We start from the raw sequence: 25,504 nt of genomic DNA on the forward strand, positions 1-25,504 counted from the left end.
GCGTCTAATACTATTTGCCCGGCGGCTGATTCCGGCCAGGTATCAATGGCGGGTGGGTGTTTGTAGAGATCGCTACGGAATTGCAGTAGTTGTGACGAGGTTCTATGCTGCGGCCATGACTCCTGTTCCTGGTTCCTGGCTGGCCCTGGTCGTCAGCCTCCCTTCCACCGCGGCCACGGCGCGCATGCGGATCTGGCGCGCCGTCAAGGCGATGGGCTGTGCCGCGCTGCGCGACGGCGCCTACCTGCTGCCGGCGCAGGCCGAGCAGGCCGCGCAGCTGCAGCCCCTGGCCGACGAGGCCTTGCGCGAGGGCGGGCACGCCTGGCTGCTGCAGGTGCGGGCCGCAACGCCTGCCGAGCAGGCCGCCTTCCAGACCCTGTTCGACCGCACCGACGACTACACGCCCTGGCTGGCGGAGCTGGCCGAGGCGCGCAAGACGCTGTCCGGCCTGGCGGCGGTGGAGTTGGGCCGCCTGCAGCGCCGGCACGCACGGGCCTACGAGGCGATCCGCAAGCTCGACTTCTTTCCCGACGCCACCTCGCTGCGGGCCGAAGCCCAGTGGCGCGACTTCGCCGCCGCCATCGATGCCCTGCAGTCGCCCGGCGAGCCGCAGGCCAGGGCCGGCCGCATTGCGCGGCGCGACCGCATGCAGTACCAGGGCCGGCTCTGGGCCACGCGCCGCCACCTGTGGGTGGACCGCGTGGCCAGCGCCTGGCTTATCCAGCGCTTCATTGACCCGCACGCGCGCTTTGCGTGGCTGGACGCGCCGGCCGACTGCCCGGCGGATGCGCTGGGCTTCGATTTCGACGGCGCGGCCTTCTCGCATGTGGGCGAGCAGGTGACGTTCGAGGTCCTGCTGGCGAGCTTCGGCCTGGAGGGCGACCGCGGCCTGGCCCGGCTGGGCGCCATGGTGCATGCGCTGGACGTGGGCGGCACCCCCACGCCCGAGGCGGCCGGTTTCGAGGCCGTGCTGGCCGGTGCCCGCAAGCGCCTGCCGGATGACGATGCGCTGCTCGCCGACATGGCCGGCGTGCTGGATTCGCTGCACGCGCATTTTTCCGGCGCGCGCAGGCCATGACAGGAGGGACGAACATGAACGGTCCAGGCTACACGCTCTGGCAGCTCGTGCGCTACATGCTGGCGCTGGGTACCTGGGGCTTTGGCGGCCCGGTGGCGCTCGCGGGCTACATGTACCGAGACCTGGTGGAAAAGCGCCGCTGGATCACCGATGCGGACTACAAGGAAGGCCTGGCGCTGGCCCAGCTGATGCCGGGGCCGCTGGCCGCGCAACTGGCCATCTACCTGGGCTATGTGCACTACCGCTTCATCGGCGCCAGCCTGGTGGGCGTGGCCTTCGTGCTGCCTTCCTTCCTGATGGTGGTGGCGCTCGGCGCGGCCTATACGGCCTACGGCGGCATCGGCTGGATGCAGTCGGTGTTCTACGGCGTGGGCGCCGCGGTGATCGGCATCATCGCCATGAGCGCCTGGAAGCTGACCAGCAAGAGCATCGGCAAGGACAAGCTGCTGTGGCCGATTTTCCTGGTCAGCGCGGCCGTCACGGTGATCACCAAATCGGAAGAGGTCTGGCTTTTCCTCGGGGCCGGCGTGCTGGTGTGGTTCTGGCGCGCGCCGCCCGCATGGCTCAGGCGCGGCGGCAACCTGAACGGCGTGGCAGCACCCGCGGCCGGCCTGTTCGCGCTGAACACCATTGACTGGGTGAAGCTCAAGCAGATCGGCCTGTATTTCGCCTACGCTGGCAGCTTTGTCTTTGGCAGCGGCCTGGCGATCGTGCCCTTCCTCTATGGCGGCGTCGTCAAGGAGTACGGCTGGCTGACCGACCGGCAGTTCGTGGACGCGGTGGCCGTGGCGATGATTACGCCGGGGCCGGTGGTCATCACCACGGGCTTCATCGGCTTTCTCGTGTCCGGTTTCTGGGGCGCGGTGGTGGCGGCGCTGGCCACCTTCGTGCCCTGCTACCTGTTCACCGTGCTGCCCGCGCCGTACTTCAAGAAATACGGCAAGCGCCCGGATGTCGTCGCCTTCGTCGATGGCGTCACGGCGGCGGCCATCGGCTCGATCGCCGGCGCGGTGGTCGTCATCGGCCAGCGGTCCATTTCGGATTGGATCACCGCAACCTTGGCTATTGCGACCGCTGCCATCCTGTGGCGCTTCAAGAAGCTGCCCGAACCGGTCATCGTGGCGGCGGCGGCCGTCATCGGGTTGCTCGTGCACCCGCTGGTGTAGGCGCAAAAAAAGCGCTGCGGATCGCGCAGCGCTTCGGGATGCGGGGGGCGAGGGATTACTTCTTCAGGCACTCGCTCATGAAGGACTTGCGCTCGTCGCCCTTTTTGCCGGTCGCGTCGGCGTTGCAGGCCTTCATGCGTTCCTGCTGGCGCTTCTTGCCGTCGGACAGGCAGGAGCTCATGAATTGTTTGCGCTCGTCGCCCTTCTTGCCGGTGGCCTCGGTGTTGCAGGTCTTCATCAGATTCTGCTGGGCAGACGGGGCCTTGTCGGCGGCAAACGACAGGCTGGTGGCGAAGGCCAGCGCGGTGACAGCAAGCAGTTTTTTCATGGTGATGCTATGGGTTGGCGCCGAAGACCAGCGCGAGCCGATTGAAGCATAGATTGCCCCCGATTTCCAGAGGATGCAATGCAAACGATGTGTGCGCTGGTGAAGCGGGATTCCTCACTTCAGCAGGCGCACCGAACCCGAGACGCTGACCGAGACCTCGGTCTTGCCGGGCTCGAGCGTGACGGGGGCCGGCGCGGACTTGCTGCTGATGCCGGCATCTGCGGCTGCGGAGTACATGGCCACGCGCGGCATGGCGTTGTTGCTCTGCTGCAGCGCCACGTTGTCGTAGCTGAAGCGTGCAAAGCCCATGGCCGCGGCGGTCACCTTGGCCTTGGCCTCGAACTCCTGCACGGCGGTGGCGATCAGCTGGTCCTGCGCCTTCTTGCGCGCGGCGGTGGACAGTGTGAAGCCCGAGCCCGACAGGCGCGCCTTGTCCATCAGGTCGGACATGGCCTGCGCGACCTGCGCGGTGTCGGTGGATTCGATGCGCATCGTGAAGTGCGTGCGCCAGTTGGTGATCTTGCCGTTCTTGTCGTAGCTGGGGCTGGTGAACAGGCTGTCGGTGCTCACCTGCAGCTGCGGGTACTTCTTGGCCACGGCGGTCAGCTCGGCCAGCGCGGCGCGGCCGGTCTGCTGGGCCTGGGCCTGGTCGCGCGATTCCTTCTCGACGCTGAAGGTGGCCCAGGCCGTGTCCTCGGGCACGCGCTGCGATGCGGCGGCCTCCAGGTTCAGCGTGGGGCCGTCCTTGCTGCGCGGGGCCTCGTTGGCGTTCTGCGCCAGCGCGGTGGCGGACAGCGCCAGCGCGGCGAAGCCGGTCAGGGCGGTGCGGGAAAGGCGAAAAGGCAGACGGGCCAGGGTCATGGGGATCACTCCAGATCAATCAAGCCCGCATGGTAGCCCTTAGAACCTGTTCTTCAATCGATCTCGATGTGGGCCGCCTTCACCAGGGCCTCCATGCGTTGCTTTTCGTTGCGCATGAAGCTCGCGGTTTCCGCCGGCGGGCTGACGCGGATCTCGTAGCCCTGGGCCTGCAGCGCGCTGCGCGCCTCGGGCATGGCGATGCCCTGCTGGAAGCCCTGGTACAGCCGCTGCAGCTCGGCGGCGGGCAGGCCCGCCGGGGCCACGGCGGCGATCCAGCCGTCGAGCAGGTACTGCGGCAGCCCCTGCTCGGCGATGGTGGGCACCTCGGGCAGTCCTGCGGCACGCTGGCCGCTGGTGACGCCCAGCGCGCGCAGCGCACCGGCCTTGATGTGGGCCTGCGCGGGCGCGACGGCCACCACGCCGAGCTGCACCTGGCCGCTGAGCAGGTCGTTCATCAGCTGGCCCATGCCGCGGTAGGGGATGTGGCGGATCTGCAGGCCGGCCTGCTCGACGAACATGGCCGCGCCCAGGTGCAGGATGGTGCCGTTGCCGGACGAGCCGTAGTTCAGCTCGCCGGGGTGCGCCCTGGCATAGGCGACCAGCTCCTGCACTGTGCGCGCCGGCACCTTGGGATGTGCGACCAGCACGAAGGGCGTGGTGCCGATCACGGTGATGGGCGTGATGTCCTTGAGCGCGTCGAACGGGATGTTCTTGTACAGGCTGGGGTTGACCACGTGGTTGTTGCTGACGATGGCGATGGTGGAGCCGTCGCGGGGCGCGCGCACCAGCTGGGCCGTGCCGGTGATGCCGCCGGCGCCGGGCAGGTTCTCGATCACCAGCGGCTGGCCCAGCGCCTTGCCCAGGCTGCTGCTGATGGCGCGGATGGCGCCATCGGCGCCCGAGCCGGCCGACAGCGGCAGGATCACGCGCAGCGGCTTGTCGTGCGCCGGCGCCTGGGCGAATGCCAATCCAGGCGGCAGCGCGCCCAGCGCCAGCGCGGAGCCCAGCAGGCGGCGGCGCGTGAGGGTGGTCGGATCGATTGGCATGGTTTTGTCTCCTTTTGGCTTGTGGCGCTTATGGGGTAAGCGCAAGCAGCTATTGATTTATGAGTGATCTGGCATTCAGCCGGCCACGGCCTGCTGCTCGCGCAGCTGCGCGATCTCGTCCGCGCCATAGCCCAGCGTGGCCAGCAGGGCCTCGGTGTGCTCGCCCAGGCGCGGCGGGTGCTGGCGCACGCCCAGGCGCTGGCCGTCCATGCGCAGCGGCAGCAGCGTGGTGCGGGCGGATGCGCCGGCGCGCTCGCCATCGGTGAGGGTGATGTCGGCCAGGCCGCCGGTGGCGTTCAGGTGCGGGTCGTCGAAGAGCTGCTCGGGCTTGTTGATCGGCGCGTAGGGCAGGCCGTTGTCCTCGAAGATCTTCGCCACCTTCTTGCTGCTGTAGTGCAGCAGGCGCTCGCGCAGCAGCGGCAGCAGCCGGGGGCGGGCGCGCACGCGGTCGTTGTTGGTGGCGAAGCCCGGGTCGTACTGCAGGTCGGCCCAGCCGAAGGCCAGGCACAGCGTGTTCCACTGCGCGTCGCTGACGGCGGCGAGGAACATCTGCTCGCCGTCCTTGAGCGTGAACACGTCGTACACCGCCCACGACGAGATGCGCTCGGGCATGGGCGCGGCGGCCTGGCCGGTCACGGCGTACTGCATCATGTGCTGGCCGACGAGGAAGACGTTGTTCTCGAACAGCGCCGAGTCCACCTCCTGGCCGCGGCCGGTGGCGGCGCGCTGCATCAGCGCGGCCATGGCACCGATGGCGCCGAACATGCCGCCCATGATGTCGTTGACGCTGGTGCCCGCGCGCAGCGGGTCGCCCGGCCGCCCGGTCATGTAGGCCAGGCCGCCCATCATCTGCACCACTTCGTCCAGCGCCGTGCGGTGCTCGTACGGGCCGGGCAGGAAGCCGGTGTGGTTCACATAGATCAGCCGCTCGTTGAGCTGCGACAGCGCCTCGTAGCCCAGGCCGTATTTCTTCATCACGCCGGGCTTGAAGTTCTGCGCCACCACGTCGGCGCTGCTGGCCAGGCGGATCGCGACCTCGAGCCCGCGCGGGTGCCGCAGGTCGAGCGCGATGCTTTTCTTGTTGCGGTTGAACATCGGGAAGAAGCCCGCGCCCGCGCCTAGCAGGTGGCGGGTGCGGTCGCCGTCGACCGGCTCGACCTTGATGACTTCGGCGCCCAGGTCGGCCAGCACCATGCCGCAGGTGGGGCCCATGACCATGTGGGTGAACTCGACGACGCGGATGCCGGCCAGCGGCAGCGGGGGGGAAGAGGATTCGGCAGTGCTCATGGGGTGTTCAGATCAAAGGAGATGGGTGATGGTTCAGGCGCAGGCGGCGGTGGCTGGGGCCTGGATGGGCCCGGCCTTCCACAGCGCGCCGTTCAGCGCCTCGCCGGGCAGCCAGCCCTGCAGGCGCTGGCGCAGCCGCAGCAGCGCGGGGATGTCGATGGCGGTGGCGGCGCCCATGCGCTCCAGCATATAGGCCAGGTCTTCGGTCGCCACGTTGCCGCTGGCGCCGGGCGCATGCGGGCAGCCGCCCATGCCGCCCAGGCAGGCGTCGAAGCCGCGCACGCCGGCCTGCCAGGCCGCATAGGCATTGGCCAGGCCCATGCCACGCGTGTCGTGGAAGTGTGCGTAGCGCAGCCGCTCGCCCACCAGGCGCAGCGCCTGCTCGAACAAACGGCTGACGCCGGCCGGATCGGCATGGCCCACGGTGTCAGCCAGGCTCACGCGGTCGGCGCCGGCGTCGAGCAGGGCTTGCAGCAGGCGCAGCACCTCGGCCGGCGCCACCGCGCCCTGCAAGGTGCAGCCGAAGGCCGTGCCCACGCCGCCCTCGATCAGCGTGCGGCTGCCGGCGGCGTCGCGCGCGGCGCGCATGCGCGCCACCTCGGCCACCACCTCGTCGGGCGTCTTGCGCAGGTTGGCCAGGCTGTGGGCGTGGCTGGCCGACAGCGGCACGACCATGGCGTGGGCCTGGGCGTCCAGCGCGCGCTCGGCGCCCTTGAGGTTGGGTACCAGCACCGAGGCCACCAGGCCCGGCAGGCGCCGCGCATGGGCCAGCACCTGCGCGGTGTCGGCCAGCTGGGGCAGCAGGCGGGCCGGCACCATCGAGCCGACCTCGATCTCGCGCATGCCGGCGGCGTAGGCGGCGTCGATCCAGGCGCACTTGGCCTCGGTGGGCAGCGTGGCGGCGATGCTCTGCAGGCCGTCGCGCAGGCCGACCTCGCGGACGGTGGCGTGGGGTGCACAGGGCGGTTGGTGGGGATTCATGGGGGCTCCGTGGTGCGATGGCTGGATTTTAGAATTTTCATTACGTCATCGATAATCAATCTGGGAAGCTATATCGTTCCAGATTGGAAATTCTTGCAATGCATGACCTGAGCCTGTTGAACCTGCGACTGTTCGCCGAGGTGTGCGAGCAGCGCAGCATTGCGCGGGTGGCGCAGTCCGAGGCGCTGGTGGCCTCGGCCATCAGCAAGCGCCTGGGGCAGCTGGAGCACCAGATGGGCGCGCCGCTGTTCGTGCGCGAGCGCCGCGGCCTGCGCCCGACGGCCGCCGGCGAGACCCTGCTGGAGCACGCCCGCACCATGCTGGCCGCGGCCCAGCGCATGCAGCAGGAGATGGCGGCCTATTCCAAGGGCGTGCAGGGCCAGGTGCGGGTGCTGGTGACGGCCTCGGTGATGGCCGAGTCGCTGGCCGAGGACGTGGCGCGCTTCCTGCAACTGCCGGCGCACGCCAACATCCGCGTGACGCTGGAGGAGTGCGTCAGCCCCGACGTGGTGCGCGGCGTGCGCGAGGGCCGCGCGGCCATGGGCATCTGCTGGGACGCGGCCGACCTCTCGGGCCTGCAGACCCGGCCCTACCGCAGCGACCACCTCGCGGTGGCCGCGCATGCCAGCCACCCGGTGGCGCAACTGGCCGAGGTGCACTTCGCCGACGTGCTGGAGTATGAGCATGTGAGCATGCCCGCGCTCAGCGCCGTGCAGATTTTGCTGACCCGCGCCGCGGCGCAGGAGGGTAAGAGCCTGCGCCACCGCGTGCACGTCAGCAACTTCGATGCGGCGCTGCGCGTGGTGCAGGCCAACCTGGCGATTAGCGTGGTGCCGCGCGAGGTGGCCAGCTCGTTCGCCGCGCAGGGCGAGGTGCGCGTGGTGCCGCTGGCCGACGCCTGGGCGCGGCGCCGCTTTGCGATCAGCTACCGCGACGAGTCGCTGCTGCCGCTGGCGGCAAAGGCGCTGCTGGCGCACCTGTCGGGGCCGTATGCGCAGGATTGAGATGCTATGGATTTGAGAGCTTCTGGCGCTTGATTGGCGGTTATCTTCAATAAAAACATATTGAATATCAATATCCAGAAAGCGCGAATAGCTCTTAAAACAGTAGCGGCAGGATGCCTCCAACCGGCGCCGTGATTTACTGTTTTTTTGCACAGCGGGCGATCAAGGGCAACATGCTTTGCATAGCATCCGTCAATCGACAGCCCGGCCGAGGGAGCTTTGCCGCAGCGCCGGCCGCATTGCGGCTACAGTGGCAGCAACCGGGCTCGCCGGACGCCAAGTGGATCGACCATGAACGAATCGAATAACAATCCTTCCCCGCCATCTCCTGCCACTTCCGCCACTCCAGGCCCTGCGGCCCTCTCGCGCCGCCGCCGCTGGCTGGGCTCGCTGGTGGCCGTGGCCGTGGTGGCCGCGCTCGCGGGCGGTGCCTGGTACCTGGTGCAGCGCGGCAAGGCGCCCGCCGGCGGCGCGGGCCGGCCGGCCGGCATGGCCGGTCCGGGCGGGCCTGGCGGCCCCGGCGCCATGCGCGGCGGCATGCAGGTCACCGTCGGCCAGGCGCTGGTGCGGCGCCAGACGCTGCCGCTCACGCTGAACGCCATGGGCACCGTGGTGCCGGTCACCACGGTGACGCTGACCTCGCAGGTCTCGGGCGTGCTCAGCGAGGTGCTGTTCACCGAAGGCCAGATGGTCAAGAAGGGCCAGAAGCTGGCGCAGATCGACCCGCGCCCCTTCGAGCAGGCGCTGATGCAGGCGCGCGGCACGCTGGCGCGCGACCAGGCCCAGCTCGACGCGGCGCGGGTCACGCTCAAGCGCTACCAGACGCTGTGGTCGCAGGACTCCATCGCCCGCCAGGACCTGGACACCCAGGCCGCGCTGGCCAAGCAGCTCGAAGGCACGGTGCTGAGCGACCAGGCGCAGGTCAAGAGCGCCGAGCTGAACCTGGGCTACACGCGCATCAGCGCGCCGGTGGACGGGCGCATCGGCCTGCGCACCATCGACCCGGGTAACTACGTCTCCACCGGCGGCACCACGGGCATCGCAGTCATCACCCAGGTGGTGCCGATCAACGTGAGCTTCACCGTGCCGCAGGACCAGATCCCGGCGGTGCTGGAGGCGCAGAAGGCCGAGAGCGCCGGCGGCGGACTGAAGGTGCAGGCGCTGGACCGCGCCGGCCTCAAGACCCTGGCCACCGGCGCCTTCAGCACGCTGGACAACCAGGTGGACACGACCACCGGCACCGTCAAGGCCAAGGCGCGCTTCGGCAATGCCGACGGTGCGCTGTTCCCCAACCAGTTCGTCAATGTGCGGCTCACGCTCAAGGACGAAAGCGCGCTGGTGGTGCCGGTCACCGCGATCCGCACCGGCGGCAACGGCGACTATGTCTACGTCATCAACGAGGACCGCACGGTGACGCAGCGCACCGTGATCCGCGGCCTGTCCACAGTGGAGTGGGTGACGATCGCCAGCGGCCTCAAGGAAGGCGAGCGCGTGGTGACCGAGGGCGCCGACCGCCTCAAGGACGGCGCCAGCGTGCAGCTGCAGGGCGAGACGCCGACCATGGGCGCCGCGCCCGGCGCGGGTGGCCGTGGCGGCCACGGCGGCAGGGGCCGCCGCGGGCAGGGCGGCGACGGCGCTGCGCCGGCTGCCGGGGCTGCTCCGGCAGCAACACCTGCCACGCCAGCCGCACCCGCCGCGCCCGCTGCCGCCGGCGCGGCGCAGTGATGCGGGGTTGACGCCATGAGTCCGTCCCGTCCGTTCATCGAGCGGCCCGTCGCCACCGCGCTGCTGATGCTGGCCATCGTGCTGGCCGGCCTGGTGGGTTTCCGGCTGCTGCCGCTGTCGGCGCTGCCCGAGGTCGACTACCCGACCATCCAGGTGCAGACCCTGTACCCCGGCGCCAGCCCCGAGGTGATGAGCCGCACCGTCAGCGCGCCGCTGGAGCGCCAGTTCGGCCAGATGGCCGGGCTCGACCGCATGGCCTCGACCAGCGCCTCGGGCGTGTCCATCGTCACGCTGCAGTTCCAGCTTGGCCTGTCGCTGGACGTGGCCGAACAGGAGGTGCAGGCTGCCATCAACGCCAGCAGCGCGCTGCTGCCCACCGACCTGCCGGCGCCGCCGGTCTACGCCAAGGTCAACCCGGCCGACGCGCCGGTGCTCACGCTCGCGGTCAGCTCCAAGGAGATGCCGCTGACCGAGGTGCAGAACATCGTCAACACCCGGCTGGCGCAGAAGATGAGCCAGGTCGGCGGCGTGGGCCTGGTCACGCTCGACGGCGGCCAGAAGCCCGCCATGCGCATCCAGGCCAACACGCAGGCGCTGGCGGCCAACGGCATCAGCCTAGGCACGCTGCGCACCGCGATCAGCGCGGCCAACGCCAACAGCGCCAAGGGCAGCTTCGACGGGCCCAAGCGTGCGTACTCCATCAACTCCAACGACCAGCTGCTGACGGTGGACGACTACCTGAACCTGATCGTGGCCTGGCGCAACGGCGCGCCCGTCAAGCTCTCGAACGTGGCCCGCGTGGTGGCCAGCGCCGAGAACAACCGCCTGGGCGCCTGGGCGAACGAGACGCCGGCGATCATCATCAACGTGCACCGCCAGCCCGGCGCCAACGTGATCGCCACGGTCGATGCGATCAAGGCGCGGCTGCCCGAGCTGCAGGCCTCGCTGCCGGCGTCCATCAGTGTGCAGGTGCTGACCGACCGCACCAGCGGCATCCGCGCCTCGGTCGAGCACGTGGGCATGGAGCTGGCGCTGGCCGTGGCGATGGTGGTGCTGGTGATCTTCTTCTTCCTGCACAGCCTGCGGGCCACGGTGATCGCCAGCCTGGCCGTGCCGATCTCGCTGATCGGCACCGTGGGCGCCATGTACCTGCTGGGCTACAGCCTGAACAACCTGAGCCTGATGGCGCTGACCATCGCCACCGGCTTCGTGGTGGACGACGCCATCGTGATGATCGAGAACATCGCCCGCTACATCGAGGAGGGCGAGACCCCGTTCGCCGCCGCCATCAAGGGCGCCACGCAGATCGGCTTCACCATCATCTCGCTGACGATCTCGCTGATCGCGGTGCTGATCCCGCTGCTGTTCATGGGCGACGTGGTGGGGCGGCTGTTCCGCGAGTTCGCGGTCACGCTGGCCATCACCATCCTGATCTCGGCCGTGGTCTCGCTCACGCTGGTGCCGATGATGTCGGCGCGCTGGCTCAAGCACGAGCCCAGCGCGCAGGAGGCGCGCGGCTGGGCCGGCGCGGTGCAGCGCGGCTTCGACAAGGTGATCCACCGCTACGACGGCAGCCTGCAATGGGTGCTGCGCCACCAGGGCCTGACGCTGCTCGTGGCGCTGGCCACGCTGGTGCTGACGGGGCTGCTGTACCTGGCCATCCCCAAGGGCCTGTTCCCCACGCAGGACACGGGCCAGCTGCAGGCGCAGATCGAGGCCGCGCAGGAAGTCTCGTTCGCCCGCATGAGCGTGCTGCAGCAGCAGGCGGCGCAGGCCATCCTGCAGGACAAGGACGTGGAGTCGCTCAGTTCGGTGGTGGGCGTGGACGCGGCCAACAACACCATGCTGAACATGGGCAGCATGCGCATCAACCTCAGGCGCCCGCACGACCCGCAGGACGAGGTGATGCAGCGCCTGCGCGAGCAGGTGGGCCAGGTGGCGGGCGTGACCCTCTACCTGCAGCCGGTGCAGGACCTGACCATCGATTCCGAGTCCGGCCCCACGGAGTACCGGCTCTCGCTGGGCGGCGTGAACACCGCCGAGGTCAACGGCTGGGCGCGCAAGCTGGCCGACAAGCTGCAGGAGGTGCCCGAGGTGCGCCACGCCACCACCGACGCCGGCCGCCAGGGCCTGTCGGCCTACGTGGACGTGAACCGCGACACCGCCTCGCGCCTGGGCGTGACGGCCAGCAGCATCGACGACACGCTCTACAGCGCCTTCGGCCAGCGCATCGTCTCCACCATCTTCACCGAGACCAACCAGTACCGCGTGATCCTGGAGGCGCAGCAGGAGCTGCTGTCCAGCGTGCAGACGCTGGGCGACCTGCCTGTTGCCAGTTCCTCGAGCACCGCCGGCTCCACGGCCACGCCGCTGTCGGCGCTGGCCACGGTGCGCGAGCAGATGGCGCCGCTGCAGATTACCCGCGTGGCGCAGTACCCGGCGGCCACGCTGGGCTTCGACACCGCGCCCGGCGTCTCGCTGGGCCGGGCGGTGGACGCGATCAAGCAGGCGGCGCAGGAGATCGACATGCCCAGGTCGCTGACCATGGAGTTCCTCGGCGCGGCCGGCGCCTACCAGAAGTCGCTCTCCAGCCAGCTGCTGCTCATCCTGGCGGCGCTGGTCTGCGTCTACATCGTGCTGGGCGTGCTGTACGAGAGCTACATCCACCCGATGACCATCCTGTCGACGCTGCCGTCGGCGGGCGTGGGCGCGCTGCTGGCGCTGATGGTCAGCGGCAACGACCTGGGGGTGATAGGCATCATCGGCATCATCCTTTTGATCGGCATCGTCAAGAAGAACGCGATCATGATGATCGACTTCGCCATCGACGCCGAGCGGCACCAGGGCATGGCGCCGCAGCCCGCCATCCACCAGGCGGCGCTGCTGCGGTTCCGCCCCATCCTGATGACCACGCTGGCCGCGCTGTTCGCCGCGCTGCCGCTGATGTTCGGCTGGGGCGAGGGCGCCGAGCTGCGCCGCCCGCTGGGCCTGGCCATCTTCGGCGGCCTGCTGCTGAGCCAGCTGCTCACGCTCTACACCACGCCGGTGATCTACCTGATGTTCGACCGCATGGGCCGGCGCCTGCGCCGTGACCGCGGCGCGGCCGGCACCGGCGCGGAGGCGGGCGCATGAACCTCTCGCGCCCCTTCGTCGAGCGGCCGGTGGCCACGGTGCTGCTGACCCTGGGCATCGCGTTGGCGGGCATCATGGCCTTCTTCGTGCTGCCGGTGGCGCCGCTGCCGCAGGTGGACTACCCGGTGATCTCGGTGCAGGCCAGCCTCTCGGGCGCGAGCCCGCAGAACATGGCCTCTAGCGTGGCCACGCCGCTGGAGCGGCACCTGGGGGTGATCGCCGGCGTCAACGAGATGACGTCGAACAGCTCCACCGGCTCGGCGCGGGTCACGCTGCAGTTCGACCTGAACCGCGACATCAACGGCGCCGCGCGCGAGGTGCAGGCGGCGATCAACGCCTCGCTCACCGACCTGCCGGGCAACCTGCGCACCAACCCCACCTACCGCAAGATCAACCCGTCGGACTCGCCGGTCATCATCCTCGCGCTGACCTCGCCGACGCGCTCGCCGGGCGAGATCTACGACGAGGTCTCGAACGTGGTGAGCCAGCGCATCTCGCAGGTGGACGGCGTGGGCGACGTGGAGATCGGCGGCGGTTCGCTGCCCGCGGTGCGGGTCGAGCTGCTGCCCCAGGCGCTCAGCCACTACGGCGTGGCCACCGAGGACGTGCGCGCCGCGATCCAGGCCGCCAACGCCAACCGGCCCAAGGGCGCGATCGAGAACCAGGGCAACCGGCTGCAGATCTACACGCCCGCGCCCGAGCGCCGCGCCGACTGGTACAACGGCCTGGTCGTGGCCTGGCGCAACAACGCCGCCGTGCGCCTGGGCGACGTGGCCCGGGTGATCGACGGCGCGGCCGACGTGCACACCATGGGCCTGTTCAACGGCCAGCCCGCCATCCTGGTGCTCATCACCCGGCAGCCGGGCGCGAACATCATCAAGACCGTGGACAACGTGCGCGCGCTATTGCCCGAGCTGCAGGCCCAGTTGCCCAAGGACGTGAAGGTCTCCGTCGCGTCGGACAGCACCAACTCCATCCGCTCGTCGCTGCACGAGATCGAGACCACGCTGATGATCTCGGTCGTGCTGGTGGTGCTGGTGGTGGGCGCCTTCATCCGCAAGGCGCGGGCCACGGTGATACCGGCCGTGGCCACGGTGGTGTCGCTGCTGGGCACCTTCGGCGTGATGTACCTGCTGGGCTTCTCGCTCAACAACCTGAGCCTGATGGCGCTCACCGTGGCCACCGGCTTCGTGGTGGACGACGCCATCGTGGTGCTGGAGAACACCAGCCGCCACATCGAGCAGGGCATGGACAAGATGGCCGCCGCGCTGCTGGGCGCGCGCGAGGTGGGCTTCACCGTGCTGTCGATCAGCCTGTCGCTGGTGGCGGTGTTCATCCCGCTGCTGTTCATGGACGGGCAGGTGGGCCGGCTGTTCAAGGAGTTCGCGGTCACGCTGTCGGTGGCGGTGCTGATCTCGCTGGTCATCTCGCTGACCACCACGCCGATGATGTGCGCCTGGTTCCTGCGCAGCGAGGACGCGCGCGAGACGGCGCCGCAGGGCCGGCTGGCGCGCGCGCTCGAAGGCAGCTTCGCCTGGACGCTCAAGGTCTACGAGGCCAGCCTCGACTGGGCGCTGCACAGCAAGGCCGTGGTGATGGCCGTGCTGCTGGCCGTGGTGGCGATGAACGTCTACCTCTTCGTGCACATCCCCAAGGGCTTCTTTCCGCAGCAGGACAACGGCCAGCTCATCGTCGGCATGCGCGCGGACCAGAGCATCTCGTCCACCGCCATGTCCGGCAAGCTGAAGGAGGCGCTGGCCATCGTGCAGAACGACCCGGCGGTGGACACGGTGGTCGGCTTCTCGGGCGGCAGCCGCTCGGGCGGGGGCTTTGCCTTCATCAACCTCAAGCCGGTGGGCCAGCGCACGGCCGGCACGCTGGAGGTGGTGGCGCGCCTGAGGCCCCAGCTGGCGCAGATCACCGGGCTGCGCGTGTTCCTCAACCCGGTGCAGGACCTGCGCATGGGCGGGCGCTCGTCCAACTCCACCTACCAGTACACGCTCAAGAGCGACAACACCGCCGACCTGAAGAAATGGGCGACCACGCTCGCCGAGCGACTGAAGACCGAGCCGCTGCTGCAGGACGTTGACACCGACCAGCAGGAGAACGGCGTGGAGACCTATGTCGAGGTCGACAAGCAGGCCGCCGCGCGGCTGGGCGTGTCGTCCGCCGCGATCGACAACGCGCTCTACAACGCCTTCGGCCAGCGCTCGGTGGCCACCATCTACAGCGACCTGAACCAGTACTCCGTCATCATGGAATGGGCGCCCGAATACACGCGCGGGCCGCCGGCGCTGGCCGACATCTTCGTGCCCGCCAACCTGGCCGGCACCGTGGGCACGGCCGCCAACCCGGGGCAGAAGAACTCGTCCACCGGCCAGGTCATCAGCACCACGGCCAGCACCATGGTGCCGCTGTCGGCCTTCGCCACCGTCAGGGAAAGGGCCGCGGCCACGTCGGTCAACCACCAGGGCGGCGAGCTGGCGACCACGATCTCGTTCAACCTCGACGAGGGCGTGTCGCTGGGCGATGCGCGCGAGGTCATTGCCCGGGCCGAGGCCGACATCGCCATGCCCATCAACGTGCGCGGCAGCTTCCAGGGCACGGCGCTGAGCTTCCAGCAGTCGCAGAACCAGCAGTTCTATTTGATCCTCGCGGCCATCGTGGTGATCTACATCGTGCTCGGCATCCTGTACGAGAGCCTGGTGCACCCCATCACCGTGCTGACCACGCTGCCATCGGCCGGCGTGGGCGCGGTGCTGGCGCTGCTGCTGTTCAACATGCAGTTCACCGTGATCGCGCTGATCGGCGTGTTCCTTCTGATCGGCATCGTCAAGAAGAACGCCATCCTCATCATCGACTTCGCGCTCGAGGCCGAGCGCGCGCGCGGCCTCACGGCCACCGAGGCGGTGCGCGAGGCCTGCGTGCTGCGCTTTCGTCCCATTCTGATGACCACGCTGGCCGCCGCCTTGGGCGCGCTGCCGCTGGCCATCGGCTTCGGCCAGGGCTCGGAGCTGCGCCAGCCGCTGGGCGTGGCCATCATTGGCGGCCTGCTGGCCAGCCAGGTGCTGACGCTGCTGACCACGCCGGTGGTCTATGTGCTGCTGGACAAGCTGCGCCGCCGCTCGCCCAACGAGCGTCTGCTGAGCCGCGCCGGCGAGGGATTGACGACATGAAGAAAAACGACCATCTGACATCGATGCGCACACAGTGCTCCGTACTATGTGCCGCGTTGGCCTGCGCCGGGCTGCTGGCCGCCTGCTCAGTGGCGCCGCCGTACCAGCCGCCGGCCATCGACGTGCCCGCGAGCTTCAAGGAAGCGGGCGCCTCGTGGAACGCGGCCCGGCCCGCCGATGCCATCGACCGCGGCGCCTGGTGGGAGATCTTCGGCGACGCCACGCTCAACGGCCTGGCGCAGCAGGTGCAGATCTCGAACCAGAACATCGCTGCCGCCGTGGCGGCAGTCGACCAGGCCCGGGCGCTGGTGCGCGTGCAGGCGGGCGGCCGGCTGCCCTCGCTGGGCCTGTCGGTGGGCGCGAGCCGCGAGGGCGGTGGCGACACGGCCCGCGGCACCAGCACCTCGCTGGGCCTGAACGCCGCCTGGGACGCCGACCTGTGGGGCCGGCTGCGCGAAGGCGTGAACAGCGCCGAGCGCAGCGCTCAGGTCAGCGAGGCCGACCTCGCCGCGGCGCGCCTGTCGGCCGTGGGCACGCTGGTGCAGAACTACTTCCGGCTGCGCGAGGCAGATGCCGAGCTGGGCGTGCTGGCCGCAACGGTGGAGGCCTACCAGCGCAGCCTGCAGATCACGCAGAACCGCTACGACTCGGGCATCGCCGCCAAGACCGACGTGCTGCAGGCCCAGACCCAGCTGGCCAGCACCCGGGCCAGCCTGGAGGCCATGCGCCAGACGCGCCGCACCTACGAGCATGCGATCGCCATGCTCACCGGCCAGCCGCCCGCCGGCTTTGCGCTGGCGGCCACGCCGTGGGCGGTGGCGGTGCCCGAGGTGCCGGCGGTGCTGCCGTCCACGCTGCTCGAGCGCCGGCCCGACATCGCCGGCGCCGAGCGCGCCGTGGCGGCGGCCAATGCGCAGATCGGCGTGGCGCGCGCCGCCTACTACCCCAGCCTGTCGCTCAGCGGCTCGCTGGGCCAATCGGGCAGCAACCTGGGCGATCTGTTCAGCGCCTCGGGCCTGCTGTGGTCGCTGGGCGCCTCGGTGGCGCAGACGCTGTTCAACGGCGGCGCGACCACGGCGCAGGTCGATGCCGCGCGGGCCGCGCATGCGCAGAAGACGGCCGTCTACCGCCAGACCGTGCTGGCCGCGTTCCAGGCCGTGGAGGACGCGCTGGGCCAGGTGCAGGCGCTGGGCGCCCAGCAGCCGCAGCTGCAGCAGGCGCTGGAGGCGGCCGACAAGGTGGAGCAGCAGATGCTCAACCGCTACAAGGAAGGCATCGTGCAATACACTGACGTGGTCACCGCCCAGGTCACCGCGCTCAACGCCCGGCGCTCGCTGCTGCAACTGCAGATGAACCAGCAGATCGCCGCGGCCAACCTGGTGCAGCAGATCGGCGGCGGCTGGCATGCGCCCTGGCTGGCTCAAAAATAGGAGCTTGCAGCGCTTGCCATGAAAGCATTTCAATATGATTTATATCTGAAATCCTTATGTGGAAAGCGCCAACAGCTCTCTTTTTGGAAGCGACTGCTTGGTACCGAGCTTGCCTAGAATGGGTGCTGCCCATGTCCGCTGTGTCCGCACCCTCCTTTCCCATCCGAACCGAATGCCCGCCCGGCGCCTGCGTCTGCGAGCGCGATGCGCTGATCGCCACGCCGGGCGGCGACACGCGCATCCTGCGCCTCACGCGCGAGGAGGAAAAGCGCCTGGTGCAGCGGCTCGAGAACATCGCCAGCCTGGCCGACCTGCGCCACATGGAGCAGCGCCTGTTCGAGCAGCTCGGTGTGCGCCTGACCATCCGCATGAGCCCGCACGAGGTGCGCAGCCTGCGCGGCATCACCATCCTCGTGCACGAGCAGCCCGGCCTGTGCCGCAAGACGCGCCAGGCCATCCCCGAGGCCATCAAGAAGGCCATGGCCGAGCACCCCGAGATCGCCTACGGGCTGCTCGACGAGAGCGGGCTGTTTTCCCTAGAGTGACGGCTGCAGCTGCGGCAGCAGGTTCCAGCCCGTACGCTTGACGAAGGCCGCATAGTCCAGCGGCTTGCCGAGCTGGGCGCCGGCGTCGTTGTTCAGCACCCAGCCCCAGGCGCGGCGCTGCTGCTCGTCATACACCAGCTTGAAGATGTGGCTGGGCACCCAGACGCGGTTGCTGCCGATGGTGCGCAGCGTGCCCTCGTGCAGCGGGCCGGTGTAGACATAGACATTGCCCGGCGCGCGGCGCGCGTACTTGCGCACGTCCGACTCCAGCTTGGCCCAGACGGTGCGGTTCTGCGTCGAGTCCTGCGGCACCATGTTCGACAGCGCGAACGACTGCGCCATGGCGTTGGGCGTGTGCTGGTCGGCCGCGGGCGCCATGTGGCCGCGGTCGTAGCCGCTGCGCTCGTAGTCGCTCAGCTCGGCCTTGTGCGCCGAGCGCAGCCGGGCGTCGGCATAGAAGAAATCGGTGCGGGCCAGGTTGCCGGCCTCGTCCAGCCGGCTGCGGTTGAGCCGCTCCACCACCACCATCGGCGTCTTGCTCAGGCCCGAGTACAGCACCGCAAAGCCTTCGGAGCACAGCGCGCTGGCCTGCCAGTCGTTGCCAACGTCGGCGAGGCGCAGCGGTTGGCCCGTGGGGAACTGCTGGGCGCACTGGCGGAAGTCGGGCGAGGCGGCGGCAGTGGCCGGCGGCGGCTTGCGGGCCGGCGCCTGCACGGTGCTGGCGGGCGGCGCGGCGGCGCCCGCATGCGGCGCCTTGCCGGCAGCCTGGCGCAGCTTGTCGAGCGACTGCCACACCGATGCGGTCTGCTTGTGCCACCAGTCCTGCACCTGGGTGGCGGGGCCCGACAGCGTGCCCGCGCCCAGCAGGGCGCCATAGACGAAGGTGGCCAGCTTGTGGGTGGCGATGCGCCCCAGGCGGGCGCCAAAGGCGCTGGAGGAAGAGGTTTTGCGGGAGGAGGATTTCGACGACTTGGAGGAGGGCCTGGTTGCCATGGATACGGGTCACACGAAAGCACGATGGGGCGAGCCCCGTTGCGGGGCCGCCAGGGCGGCACCATTGTCCGCGAGCGTAACCGTTGCTTTTCGTAAAAATCTCTTTTTTTATAGCATCAGGCAATGGCCGCTCATGAGCCGGCGCGCATATCGAGGGTGATACCGGTGGGAGCCTCGGTGCAAAGCTTTGAAACAGAGGCTGGCCGGATATGCGCTAGGCTCGGGCAATCCACCCCACACCATGCCCATGAAAATTCCCTCGCTTGCCTCCCTGCTGCTTTTCCCCCTGACCCTGTGCGTGCTGCCGCTGGCGGCCCATGCGGATGACGATGACCACCGGGGCCACCGCCGCCACAAGCACCACGGCCACAAGGAGGTCTACTGGGACGGCCAGTGCAAGGTCGAGCGCAAGTGGAAGGGCAATGGCGAGTACAAGGAAAAGCGCAAGTGCCGCGACCGGCCCGTGGGCTACTACCAGCCTGCGCCGGTCTACCACCAGCCGGCACCGGTCTACATGGTGCCCAGGCCCGATCCGGCGATCGTCATCAGCCCGCAGATCGTGATCCGGCCCTGATCCCTGCAAAACGGCCCGCGGATGCGGGCCGTTTTGGCGTGCGGGCGCGGTGCCAGTGGGGTTGTTTCGCCCGCGTCACGGCGCTGCGGCAATCGCCACTAGAATCCTGCCAATCGCCGGCAACGGGCTGGCGGCACGCAACCCGGCACGATGACAGCTTCCCTTCACCACCGCGCAAGAAAAAAGCCGTCAAGTCTTGGAAACTTGACGGCTTTGCACTTTGGTGCCCGGGGCCGGAATCGAACCGGCACGCCTTGCGGCGGCGGATTTTGAGTCCGCTGCGTCTACCAATTTCACCACCCGGGCAGGGTATCTCGCAAACAGCGATTATGGCACAGATTACTCTATGAAAAGTTACCCCCATATCGACGACGCCATCGGCAATACCCCGCTGGTCGCACTGCAGCGCATCGGCACCGACTACAACACCGCCCACGGCAACGTGGTGCTGGCCAAGCTCGAGGGCAACAACCCCGCGGGCTCGGTGAAGGACCGCCCGGCGCTGTCGATGATCGTGCGCGCCGAGGAGCGCGGCGAGATCAAGCCCGGCGACACGCTGATCGAGGCCACCTCGGGCAACACCGGCATCGCGCTGGCGATGGCCGCGGCCATCAAGGGCTACCGCATGGTGCTGATCATGCCCGAGGATCTGTCGATCGAGCGCGCCCAGACCATGAAGGCCTTCGGTGCCGAGCTGATCCTCACGCCCCGCAGCGGCGGCATGGAATACGCGCGCGACCTGGCCGACAAGATGGTGGCCGACGGCAAGGGCAAGGTGCTGGACCAGTTCGCCAACCCCGACAACCCGCGCATCCACTACGAGACCACCGGCCCCGAGCTGTGGGCGCAGACCGGCGGCGAGATCACGCACTTCGTCAGCGCCATGGGCACGACCGGCACCATCACCGGCGTGGCGCGCTTCCTCAAGGAGAAGAACCCGGCGGTGAAGATCATCGGCGCACAGCCCACCGAGGGCTCGCGCATTCCCGGCATCCGCAAGTGGCCCGAGGAATACCTGCCCAAGATCTACGAGCCCGCGCTGGTCGACGAGCTGGTCTACGTGGGCCAGGGCGACGCCGAGGACATGTGCCGCCGCATGGCGCGCGAGGAGGGCATCTTCGCCGGCATCTCCGCCGCCGGCGCCTGCTTTGTCGCGCAGGAGATTGCGCGCCGCGAGCGCAACGCCACCATCGTGTTCGTGGTCTGCGACCGGGGTGACCGCTACCTGTCCACCGGCGTGTTCCCACTTTGAAGATTTGAATGAAACCGGGCTGCAGCGCTTGTGTAGCAAGCGCTGATGGCTATTAAAAGGCGAGCATCCATGCATTATGAGACCCAGTTCTGCACCCACTGCGCCACGCCGCTGGCCTGGGTGACGGCGGCCGAGGACGGTGGCGACGTCGAGCGCCTGCGCTGCCCAGCCTGCGGCTGGACGCACTGGAACAACCCGACGCCGGTGCTGGCGGCCATCGTCGAGGTCGACGGCAAGGTGCTGCTGGCGCGCAATGCGGCCTGGCCGCCGACCATGTTCGCGCTGATCACCGGCTTCATGGAGGCGGGCGAGTCGCCCGTCGAGGGCATCGCCCGCGAGGTCAAGGAGGAGACCAACCTCGACGTGGTTTCCTGCGACATCGTCGGCGCCTACGAGTTCGTGCGCATGAACCAGGTCATCATCGCCTACCATGTGGTGGCGCAGGGCGAGGTGCGGCTGTCGCCCGAACTGCTGGACTGGCGGCTGTACGAGCTCGATGAGCTCAAGTGCTGGCCGGCCGGCACCGGCTATGCGCTGGCCGACTGGCTCAAGAGCCGCGGCCACGAGCCGGTGTTCTTCACCGCCGAGGAAAACGCCGCGCGCCGCGCGGGCCTGGGCCTGACCAACTGAAGCGGTATGCAAGCATGCAAGTAGACAAGGAAATCGACACCCGCGGCCTGAACTGCCCGCTGCCCATCCTGAAGGCCAAGAAGGCCCTGGCCGAGATGCAGAGCGGCCAGCTGCTGAAGGTGGTGGCCACCGACACCGGCTCGACGCGCGACTTCCAGGCCTTTGCCAAGCAGACCGGCAACGAGCTGGTGGCGCAGAGCACCGAGGGCGCGGAGTTCATCCACATCCTGCGCCGCCGCTGAATCTGCTATTGATTGGAGAGCTGTTAGCGCAAAAAAGGCCTGCATCTGCAGGCCTTTTGTATTGGAAATCCGCGCGGGATAAGCGCTAGATGCTCAGGTTTTTGAGGTACTCGCGGAAGCTGTCGCCCACGTCCGGGTGCTGCAGCGCGAGTTCGACCGTGGCTTGCAGGAAGCCTTCCTTGCTGCCGCAGTCGTAGCGCTTGCCGCTGTACTGGAAGGCGTAGACGGTCTCGTGGCGCAGCAGGCGCTCGATGCCGTCGGTGAGCTGGATCTCGCCGCCCACGCCGATGGGCTGGTTGCGGATCTCCTCGAAGATGCGCGGCGTGAGCACGTAGCGGCCGGCCACGCCCATGCGCGAGGGCGCCTTCTCGGGCGCGGGCTTTTCCACGATCTCGTCGATGCGCATCAGCGGGCCGCCGGCCGCCTCGCCCTTGACGATGCCGTAGCGCTTGGTCTGCTCCTGCGGCACTTCCTGCACGGCCAGCAGCGAGCGGCCTTGGCGGTGGAAGGCGTCGACCATCTGGCGCATGATGCCGGGGCCGCCGTTCTCGCCCACCATCAGGTCGTCGGCCAGCAGCACGGCGAAGGGCTCGTTGCCCACCAGCGGCTCGGCGCACAGCACCGCATGGCCCAGGCCCAGCGAGCGCGGCTGGCGGATGAAGGCGCAGTTCATGTCGATGGGTGCCACCGAGCGCACCAGGTCCAGCATGGCCTGCTTGCCGGCCTGCTCCAGCTCGTTCTCCAGCTCGTAGGCGGTGTCGAAATGGTCTTCGATGGCGCGCTTGCTGCGGCCGGTGACGAAGATCATGTCGCGGATGCCGGCCTCGTAGGCTTCTTCGACGGCGTACTGGATCAGCGGCTTGTCCACCACCGGCAGCATCTCCTTCGGAGACGCCTTGGTCGCGGGCAGGAAGCGCGTGCCGAGGCCGGCGACGGGGAAGACAGCTTTGCGGATGCGGGTGTTGGTGGTGCTCATGCGGTGGTTTTAACCCAAACGTTTACCCCAAACGGGCGAGTTGCTCCTGGATGCGGGACAGCGTGGCGCCGAACTCGGCGACGCGCTTCTTCTCCTGCTCGATCACGGCCGGCGGGGCCTTGGCCACGAAGGCTTCGTTCGAGAGCTTGGCATTCGCCTTGGTGATCTCGCCCGACAGGCGCGTGGCTTCCTTGCCCAGGCGCAGCTTCTCGGCGGCCACGTCGACCTCGACGAACAGCGCCAGGCGGATGTCGCCGACCACGTTCACCGGGGCGTTCTGCGCGGCGGCGGCCCAGGCGGCCTCGTCGTCGAAGACCTTGACCTCGCTGAGCTTGGCCAGGTTCTGCAGCACGGCGGCATTGGCGCGCAAGAAGTCGGCGTCGCCGGCGTTGCCGGCCACGGCCAGCAGCGGCAGGCGCTGGGCGGGCGAGACGCCCATCTCGCCGCGCAGCGTGCGGCAGGCGTCCACCATCTGCTTGATGCGGCCCACGTAGGCGATGGAGGCTTCGTCGATCTTGGCGGGCTGGGCCTCGGGGTAGCGGGCGATGGCGATGGACTCGCCCTTCAGTCCGGCCACCGGCGCCACCTGCTGCCACAGGGCTTCGGTCACGAACGGGATGATCGGATGGGCCAGGCGCAGGATGGCTTCCAGCGTGCGGATCAGCGTGCGGCGCGTGCCGCGCTGCTGCGCTTCGTTGCCGGTCTGGATCTGCACCTTGGCGATTTCCAGGTACCAGTCGCAGAACTCGTTCCAGACGAAGTCGTAGATGGCGTTGGCCACGTTGTCCAGGCGGTACTCGGCAAAGCCCTTGGCGACTTCGGCCTCGACCTTCTGCAGCTGCGAGGCGATCCAGCGGTCGGGCTGGCTGAAGTGCATGTAGCCCGCGAATTCGCCGCCGGGCTGGCACTGCTCCTTGGTGTGCTCCTTGAGGCCGCAGTCGTAGCCTTCGCAGTTCATCAGCACGAAGCGCGAGGCGTTCCAGAGCTTGTTGCAGAAGTTGCGGTAGCCCTCGCAGCGCTTGCTGTCGAAGTTGATGCTGCGGCCCAGCGACGCCAGCGCGGCAAAGGTGAAGCGCAGCGCATCGGCGCCGTAGGCGGGAATGCCTTCGGGGAATTCCTTTTGCGTGTTCTTGCGCACGGTGGGCGCGGTCTCGGGGCGGCGCAGGCCCTGGGTGCGCTTGTCGAGCAGCGGCTCGAGCGCAATGCCGTCGATCAGGTCCACGGGGTCGAGCACGTTGCCTTCGGACTTGGACATCTTCTTGCCCTGCGCATCGCGCACCAGGCCGTGGATGTATACGTGCTTGAACGGCACGCGGCCGGTGAAGTGCGTGGTCATCATGATCATCCGGGCGACCCAGAAGAAGATGATGTCGTAGCCCGTGACCAGCACCGAGGAGGGCAGGTAGAGGTTGTAGTCGTCGGCCGCGGCGTCGGTCTGGTTGGGCCAGCCCATGGTGCTGAAGGGCACTAGCGCCGACGAGTACCAGGTGTCGAGCACGTCCTCGTCGCGGCGCAACTGCTTGCCTGGAGCCTTGGCCTGGGCCTCGGCTTCGTTGCGGGCGACGATGCAGTTGCCGTCCTCGTCGTACCAGGCCGGGATCTGGTGGCCCCACCACAGCTGGCGCGAGATGCACCAGTCCTGGATGTTGTTCATCCACTGGTTGTAGGTGTTGACCCAGTTCTCGGGCACGAAGGTGACCTGGCCCGAGGCCACGGCGTCGATGGCCTTCTGCGCGATGGACTTGCCGGTGGCATCACCTTCGCCGACCTTGCTCATGGCCACGAACCACTGGTCGGTGAGCATGGGCTCGATCACCTGGCCGGTGCGGGTGCAGATGGGCACCATGAGCTTGTGCTTCTTGACCTCGACCAGCAGGCCCAGCGCCTCCAGGTCGGCCACGATGGCCTTGCGGGCCACGAAGCGGTCCATGCCGCGGTATTTCTCGGGCGCGTTGTCGCTGATGGTGGCGGTGAGCGTCAGCACCACCTCCAGCGGCAGCTTGTGGCGCTGGCCCACGGCGTAGTCGTTGTTGTCGTGCGCGGGCGTGACCTTGACCACGCCGGTGCCGAACTCGCGGTCCACATACTCGTCGGCAATGATGGGGATCTGGCGGCCCACCAGCGGCAGCGTCACGGTCTGGCCGATCAGGTGCTTGTAGCGCTCGTCCTCGGGGTGGACCATCACGGCCACGTCGCCCAGCATGGTCTCGGGGCGGGTGGTGGCCACGACCAGCTGGCCGGCGCCGCTGGTCAATGGGTAGGCGATGTGCCACAGCGAGCCGTCCTTTTCCTCGTTTTCCACTTCGAGGTCGGACACGGCGGACTGCAGCACCGGGTCCCAGTTCACCAGGCGCTTGCCGCGGTAGATCAGGCCCTGCTCGTAGAGCTTGACGAAGGTGTCGGTCACCACGGCGGACAGCTTGTCGTCCATGGTGAAGTATTCGCGGCTCCAGTCCACGGTGTCGCCCATGCGGCGCATCTGCGTGGTGATGGTGTTGCCGCTCTTTTCCTTCCACTCCCAGACCTTCTTCACGAAGTCGGGGCGGCCCAGGTCGTAGCGGCTCTGGCCCTGCTCCTGCAGCTGGCGCTCGACCACGATCTGCGTGGCGATGCCGGCGTGGTCGGTGCCGGGCACCCAGACCGTGTTGTTGCCCTTCATGCGGTGGTAGCGCGTGAGGGAGTCCATGATGGTCTGGTTGAACGCATGGCCCATGTGCAGCGTGCCGGTCACGTTGGGCGGCGGCAGCTGGATGCAGAAGCTGGGCTGGGCCGCATCGGGCTGGCCCGTGCCGCGCACGCCGGCGCGGCCGTAGCCGCGCTTTTCCCACTCGGGGCCCCAGTGGGCTTCGAGGGCGGCGGGTTCGAAGGATTTGGACAGGCTCTCCAGGCCGGGTTGTGCAGGGGTGTCGCTCATGGTGTTGTTGTCAATGAAAACGGCATCCCGCAGGATGCCGCCAATGATCGGTGTGTCGAGACGGATTGCACGATTTTAGCCCGGCGCCACTGCTGACCGGTGCGGGAGGGATTCATCAAAAATATAGCTGCTTCCGCTCGATTTATATGAATCTTGATGTGAAA

The 25,504-nt window shown here is 68.6% G+C and carries 20 protein-coding genes and 1 tRNA gene; 12 read left to right on the forward strand and 9 right to left on the reverse strand.

Annotated elements, in window-relative coordinates; translation table 11 throughout:
* The first annotated feature begins 115 nt into the window (after positions 1 to 115).
* A complete protein-coding gene (locus ACYVKR_RS10960; protein ID WP_460480926.1) occupies positions 116 to 1,078 on the forward strand; it encodes a chromate resistance protein ChrB domain-containing protein in 963 nt (320 codons plus the stop codon).
* 14 nt (positions 1,079 to 1,092) lie between these two features.
* Positions 1,093 to 2,244, forward strand: a complete 1,152-nt coding sequence (locus ACYVKR_RS10965) for a chromate transporter (RefSeq protein ID WP_460480927.1) — start codon at positions 1,093 to 1,095, stop codon at positions 2,242 to 2,244.
* 55 nt (positions 2,245 to 2,299) lie between these two features.
* Here ACYVKR_RS10965 and ACYVKR_RS10970 read toward each other — a convergent pair whose 3' ends face one another.
* The 5 genes from ACYVKR_RS10970 to ACYVKR_RS10990 all read right to left on the reverse strand — a co-directional run bounded on the left by ACYVKR_RS10970 (position 2,300) and on the right by ACYVKR_RS10990 (position 6,747).
* Positions 2,300 to 2,572 (reverse strand): PsiF family protein, encoded by a 273-nt coding sequence (locus tag ACYVKR_RS10970; RefSeq protein ID WP_460480928.1) that lies wholly within the window; start codon positions 2,570 to 2,572, stop codon positions 2,300 to 2,302.
* Between the two features lie 114 nt (positions 2,573 to 2,686).
* On the reverse strand, positions 2,687 to 3,433 hold the full coding sequence (locus ACYVKR_RS10975; RefSeq protein ID WP_460480929.1) for an SIMPL domain-containing protein: 747 nt from the start codon (positions 3,431 to 3,433) through the stop codon (positions 2,687 to 2,689).
* A gap of 53 nt (positions 3,434 to 3,486) precedes the next feature.
* On the reverse strand, positions 3,487 to 4,479 hold the full coding sequence (locus ACYVKR_RS10980) for a Bug family tripartite tricarboxylate transporter substrate binding protein (protein WP_460480930.1): 993 nt from the start codon (positions 4,477 to 4,479) through the stop codon (positions 3,487 to 3,489).
* A 75-nt stretch (positions 4,480 to 4,554) separates the two neighbouring features.
* Complete coding sequence (locus tag ACYVKR_RS10985; protein ID WP_460480931.1) at positions 4,555 to 5,766, reverse strand: CaiB/BaiF CoA transferase family protein; 1,212 nt, start codon at positions 5,764 to 5,766, stop codon at positions 4,555 to 4,557.
* Positions 5,767 to 5,799: 33 nt separating this feature from the next.
* Entirely contained in the window at positions 5,800 to 6,747 is a 948-nt protein-coding gene (locus ACYVKR_RS10990) for a hydroxymethylglutaryl-CoA lyase (RefSeq protein WP_460480932.1), read from the reverse strand.
* 98 nt (positions 6,748 to 6,845) lie between these two features.
* Between ACYVKR_RS10990 and ACYVKR_RS10995 the strand changes: the two genes are divergently transcribed.
* From ACYVKR_RS10995 to ACYVKR_RS11020, 6 genes are all read left to right on the forward strand, one after another.
* Positions 6,846 to 7,751, forward strand: coding sequence for a LysR family transcriptional regulator (locus ACYVKR_RS10995; RefSeq protein ID WP_460480933.1), 906 nt, complete (start codon positions 6,846 to 6,848; stop codon positions 7,749 to 7,751).
* 291 nt (positions 7,752 to 8,042) lie between these two features.
* Positions 8,043 to 9,476 (forward strand): MdtA/MuxA family multidrug efflux RND transporter periplasmic adaptor subunit, encoded by a 1,434-nt coding sequence (locus ACYVKR_RS11000; protein ID WP_460480934.1) that lies wholly within the window; start codon positions 8,043 to 8,045, stop codon positions 9,474 to 9,476.
* Positions 9,477 to 9,491: 15 nt separating this feature from the next.
* Positions 9,492 to 12,608: an MdtB/MuxB family multidrug efflux RND transporter permease subunit gene (locus ACYVKR_RS11005; protein ID WP_460480935.1), complete on the forward strand. Its 3,117-nt coding sequence runs from the start codon at positions 9,492 to 9,494 to the stop codon at positions 12,606 to 12,608.
* The gene (locus tag ACYVKR_RS11010) at positions 12,605 to 15,784 is read left to right on the forward strand and encodes an efflux RND transporter permease subunit (RefSeq protein ID WP_460480936.1); all 3,180 of its coding nucleotides are present in this window, start codon (positions 12,605 to 12,607) and stop codon (positions 15,782 to 15,784) included. The genes ACYVKR_RS11005 and ACYVKR_RS11010 overlap by 4 nt, the downstream gene beginning before the upstream one ends.
* Positions 15,781 to 17,214: an efflux transporter outer membrane subunit gene (locus ACYVKR_RS11015; protein ID WP_460480937.1), complete on the forward strand. Its 1,434-nt coding sequence runs from the start codon at positions 15,781 to 15,783 to the stop codon at positions 17,212 to 17,214. Before ACYVKR_RS11010 ends, ACYVKR_RS11015 begins: the two co-directional genes overlap by 4 nt.
* A 140-nt stretch (positions 17,215 to 17,354) precedes the next feature.
* Entirely contained in the window at positions 17,355 to 17,759 is a 405-nt protein-coding gene (locus ACYVKR_RS11020; RefSeq protein WP_460480998.1) for a hypothetical protein, read from the forward strand.
* Here the strand turns inward: ACYVKR_RS11020 and ACYVKR_RS11025 are convergent.
* The gene (locus tag ACYVKR_RS11025; RefSeq protein ID WP_460480939.1) at positions 17,751 to 18,752 is read right to left on the reverse strand and encodes a DNA/RNA non-specific endonuclease; all 1,002 of its coding nucleotides are present in this window, start codon (positions 18,750 to 18,752) and stop codon (positions 17,751 to 17,753) included. The genes ACYVKR_RS11020 and ACYVKR_RS11025 overlap by 9 nt on opposite strands.
* Positions 18,753 to 18,999: 247 nt before the next feature.
* Between ACYVKR_RS11025 and ACYVKR_RS11030 the strand changes: the two genes are divergently transcribed.
* Complete coding sequence (locus ACYVKR_RS11030) at positions 19,000 to 19,326, forward strand: hypothetical protein (protein WP_460480940.1); 327 nt, start codon at positions 19,000 to 19,002, stop codon at positions 19,324 to 19,326.
* Between the two features lie 221 nt (positions 19,327 to 19,547).
* On the opposite strand, the gene ACYVKR_RS11035 is transcribed toward ACYVKR_RS11030, so the two are convergent.
* Positions 19,548 to 19,632 (reverse strand) — tRNA-Leu (locus ACYVKR_RS11035).
* A gap of 40 nt (positions 19,633 to 19,672) precedes the next feature.
* Here ACYVKR_RS11035 and cysM point away from each other — a divergent pair.
* The 3 genes from cysM to ACYVKR_RS11050 all read left to right on the forward strand — a co-directional run bounded on the left by cysM (position 19,673) and on the right by ACYVKR_RS11050 (position 21,450).
* The gene (cysM, locus tag ACYVKR_RS11040; protein ID WP_460480942.1) at positions 19,673 to 20,578 is read left to right on the forward strand and encodes a cysteine synthase CysM; all 906 of its coding nucleotides are present in this window, start codon (positions 19,673 to 19,675) and stop codon (positions 20,576 to 20,578) included.
* 69 nt (positions 20,579 to 20,647) lie between these two features.
* Positions 20,648 to 21,208 carry an NUDIX domain-containing protein gene (locus tag ACYVKR_RS11045; RefSeq protein ID WP_460480944.1) on the forward strand — a complete coding sequence of 187 codons (561 nt, stop codon included), beginning with the start codon at positions 20,648 to 20,650 and terminating at the stop codon, positions 21,206 to 21,208.
* Between the two features lie 14 nt (positions 21,209 to 21,222).
* The gene (locus ACYVKR_RS11050; RefSeq protein ID WP_460480945.1) at positions 21,223 to 21,450 is read left to right on the forward strand and encodes a sulfurtransferase TusA family protein; all 228 of its coding nucleotides are present in this window, start codon (positions 21,223 to 21,225) and stop codon (positions 21,448 to 21,450) included.
* An 85-nt stretch (positions 21,451 to 21,535) separates the two neighbouring features.
* Here ACYVKR_RS11050 and galU read toward each other — a convergent pair whose 3' ends face one another.
* Together galU and ACYVKR_RS11060 are read right to left on the reverse strand one after the other, a co-directional pair.
* Positions 21,536 to 22,426, reverse strand: coding sequence for a UTP--glucose-1-phosphate uridylyltransferase (gene galU, locus ACYVKR_RS11055; RefSeq protein WP_460480946.1), 891 nt, complete (start codon positions 22,424 to 22,426; stop codon positions 21,536 to 21,538).
* 22 nt (positions 22,427 to 22,448) lie between these two features.
* Positions 22,449 to 25,340 (reverse strand): valine--tRNA ligase, encoded by a 2,892-nt coding sequence (locus ACYVKR_RS11060; protein WP_460480947.1) that lies wholly within the window; start codon positions 25,338 to 25,340, stop codon positions 22,449 to 22,451.
* Positions 25,341 to 25,504 lie beyond the last annotated feature (164 nt).

It is taken from the genome of Comamonas humi (genome assembly GCF_054782535.1).

What these genes read in the sequence shown, in the direction of transcription:
- ACYVKR_RS10960 (WP_460480926.1), top strand. Translation starts at nt 116, where the DNA reads ATGACTCCTGTTCCTGGTTCCTGGCTGGCCCTGGTCGTCAGCCTCCCT.
- ACYVKR_RS10965 (WP_460480927.1), top strand. Translation starts at nt 1,093, where the DNA reads ATGAACGGTCCAGGCTACACGCTCTGGCAGCTCGTGCGCTACATGCTG.
- ACYVKR_RS10970 (WP_460480928.1), bottom strand. Translation starts at nt 2,572, where the DNA reads ATGAAAAAACTGCTTGCTGTCACCGCGCTGGCCTTCGCCACCAGCCTG.
- ACYVKR_RS10975 (WP_460480929.1), bottom strand. Translation starts at nt 3,433, where the DNA reads ATGACCCTGGCCCGTCTGCCTTTTCGCCTTTCCCGCACCGCCCTGACC.
- ACYVKR_RS10980 (WP_460480930.1), bottom strand. Translation starts at nt 4,479, where the DNA reads ATGCCAATCGATCCGACCACCCTCACGCGCCGCCGCCTGCTGGGCTCC.
- ACYVKR_RS10985 (WP_460480931.1), bottom strand. Translation starts at nt 5,766, where the DNA reads ATGAGCACTGCCGAATCCTCTTCCCCCCCGCTGCCGCTGGCCGGCATC.
- ACYVKR_RS10990 (WP_460480932.1), bottom strand. Translation starts at nt 6,747, where the DNA reads ATGAATCCCCACCAACCGCCCTGTGCACCCCACGCCACCGTCCGCGAG.
- ACYVKR_RS10995 (WP_460480933.1), top strand. Translation starts at nt 6,846, where the DNA reads ATGCATGACCTGAGCCTGTTGAACCTGCGACTGTTCGCCGAGGTGTGC.
- ACYVKR_RS11000 (WP_460480934.1), top strand. Translation starts at nt 8,043, where the DNA reads ATGAACGAATCGAATAACAATCCTTCCCCGCCATCTCCTGCCACTTCC.
- ACYVKR_RS11005 (WP_460480935.1), top strand. Translation starts at nt 9,492, where the DNA reads ATGAGTCCGTCCCGTCCGTTCATCGAGCGGCCCGTCGCCACCGCGCTG.
- ACYVKR_RS11010 (WP_460480936.1), top strand. Translation starts at nt 12,605, where the DNA reads ATGAACCTCTCGCGCCCCTTCGTCGAGCGGCCGGTGGCCACGGTGCTG.
- ACYVKR_RS11015 (WP_460480937.1), top strand. Translation starts at nt 15,781, where the DNA reads ATGAAGAAAAACGACCATCTGACATCGATGCGCACACAGTGCTCCGTA.
- ACYVKR_RS11025 (WP_460480939.1), bottom strand. Translation starts at nt 18,752, where the DNA reads ATGGCAACCAGGCCCTCCTCCAAGTCGTCGAAATCCTCCTCCCGCAAA.
- ACYVKR_RS11030 (WP_460480940.1), top strand. Translation starts at nt 19,000, where the DNA reads ATGAAAATTCCCTCGCTTGCCTCCCTGCTGCTTTTCCCCCTGACCCTG.
- cysM (WP_460480942.1), top strand. Translation starts at nt 19,673, where the DNA reads ATGAAAAGTTACCCCCATATCGACGACGCCATCGGCAATACCCCGCTG.
- ACYVKR_RS11045 (WP_460480944.1), top strand. Translation starts at nt 20,648, where the DNA reads ATGCATTATGAGACCCAGTTCTGCACCCACTGCGCCACGCCGCTGGCC.
- ACYVKR_RS11050 (WP_460480945.1), top strand. Translation starts at nt 21,223, where the DNA reads ATGCAAGTAGACAAGGAAATCGACACCCGCGGCCTGAACTGCCCGCTG.
- galU (WP_460480946.1), bottom strand. Translation starts at nt 22,426, where the DNA reads ATGAGCACCACCAACACCCGCATCCGCAAAGCTGTCTTCCCCGTCGCC.
- ACYVKR_RS11060 (WP_460480947.1), bottom strand. Translation starts at nt 25,340, where the DNA reads ATGAGCGACACCCCTGCACAACCCGGCCTGGAGAGCCTGTCCAAATCC.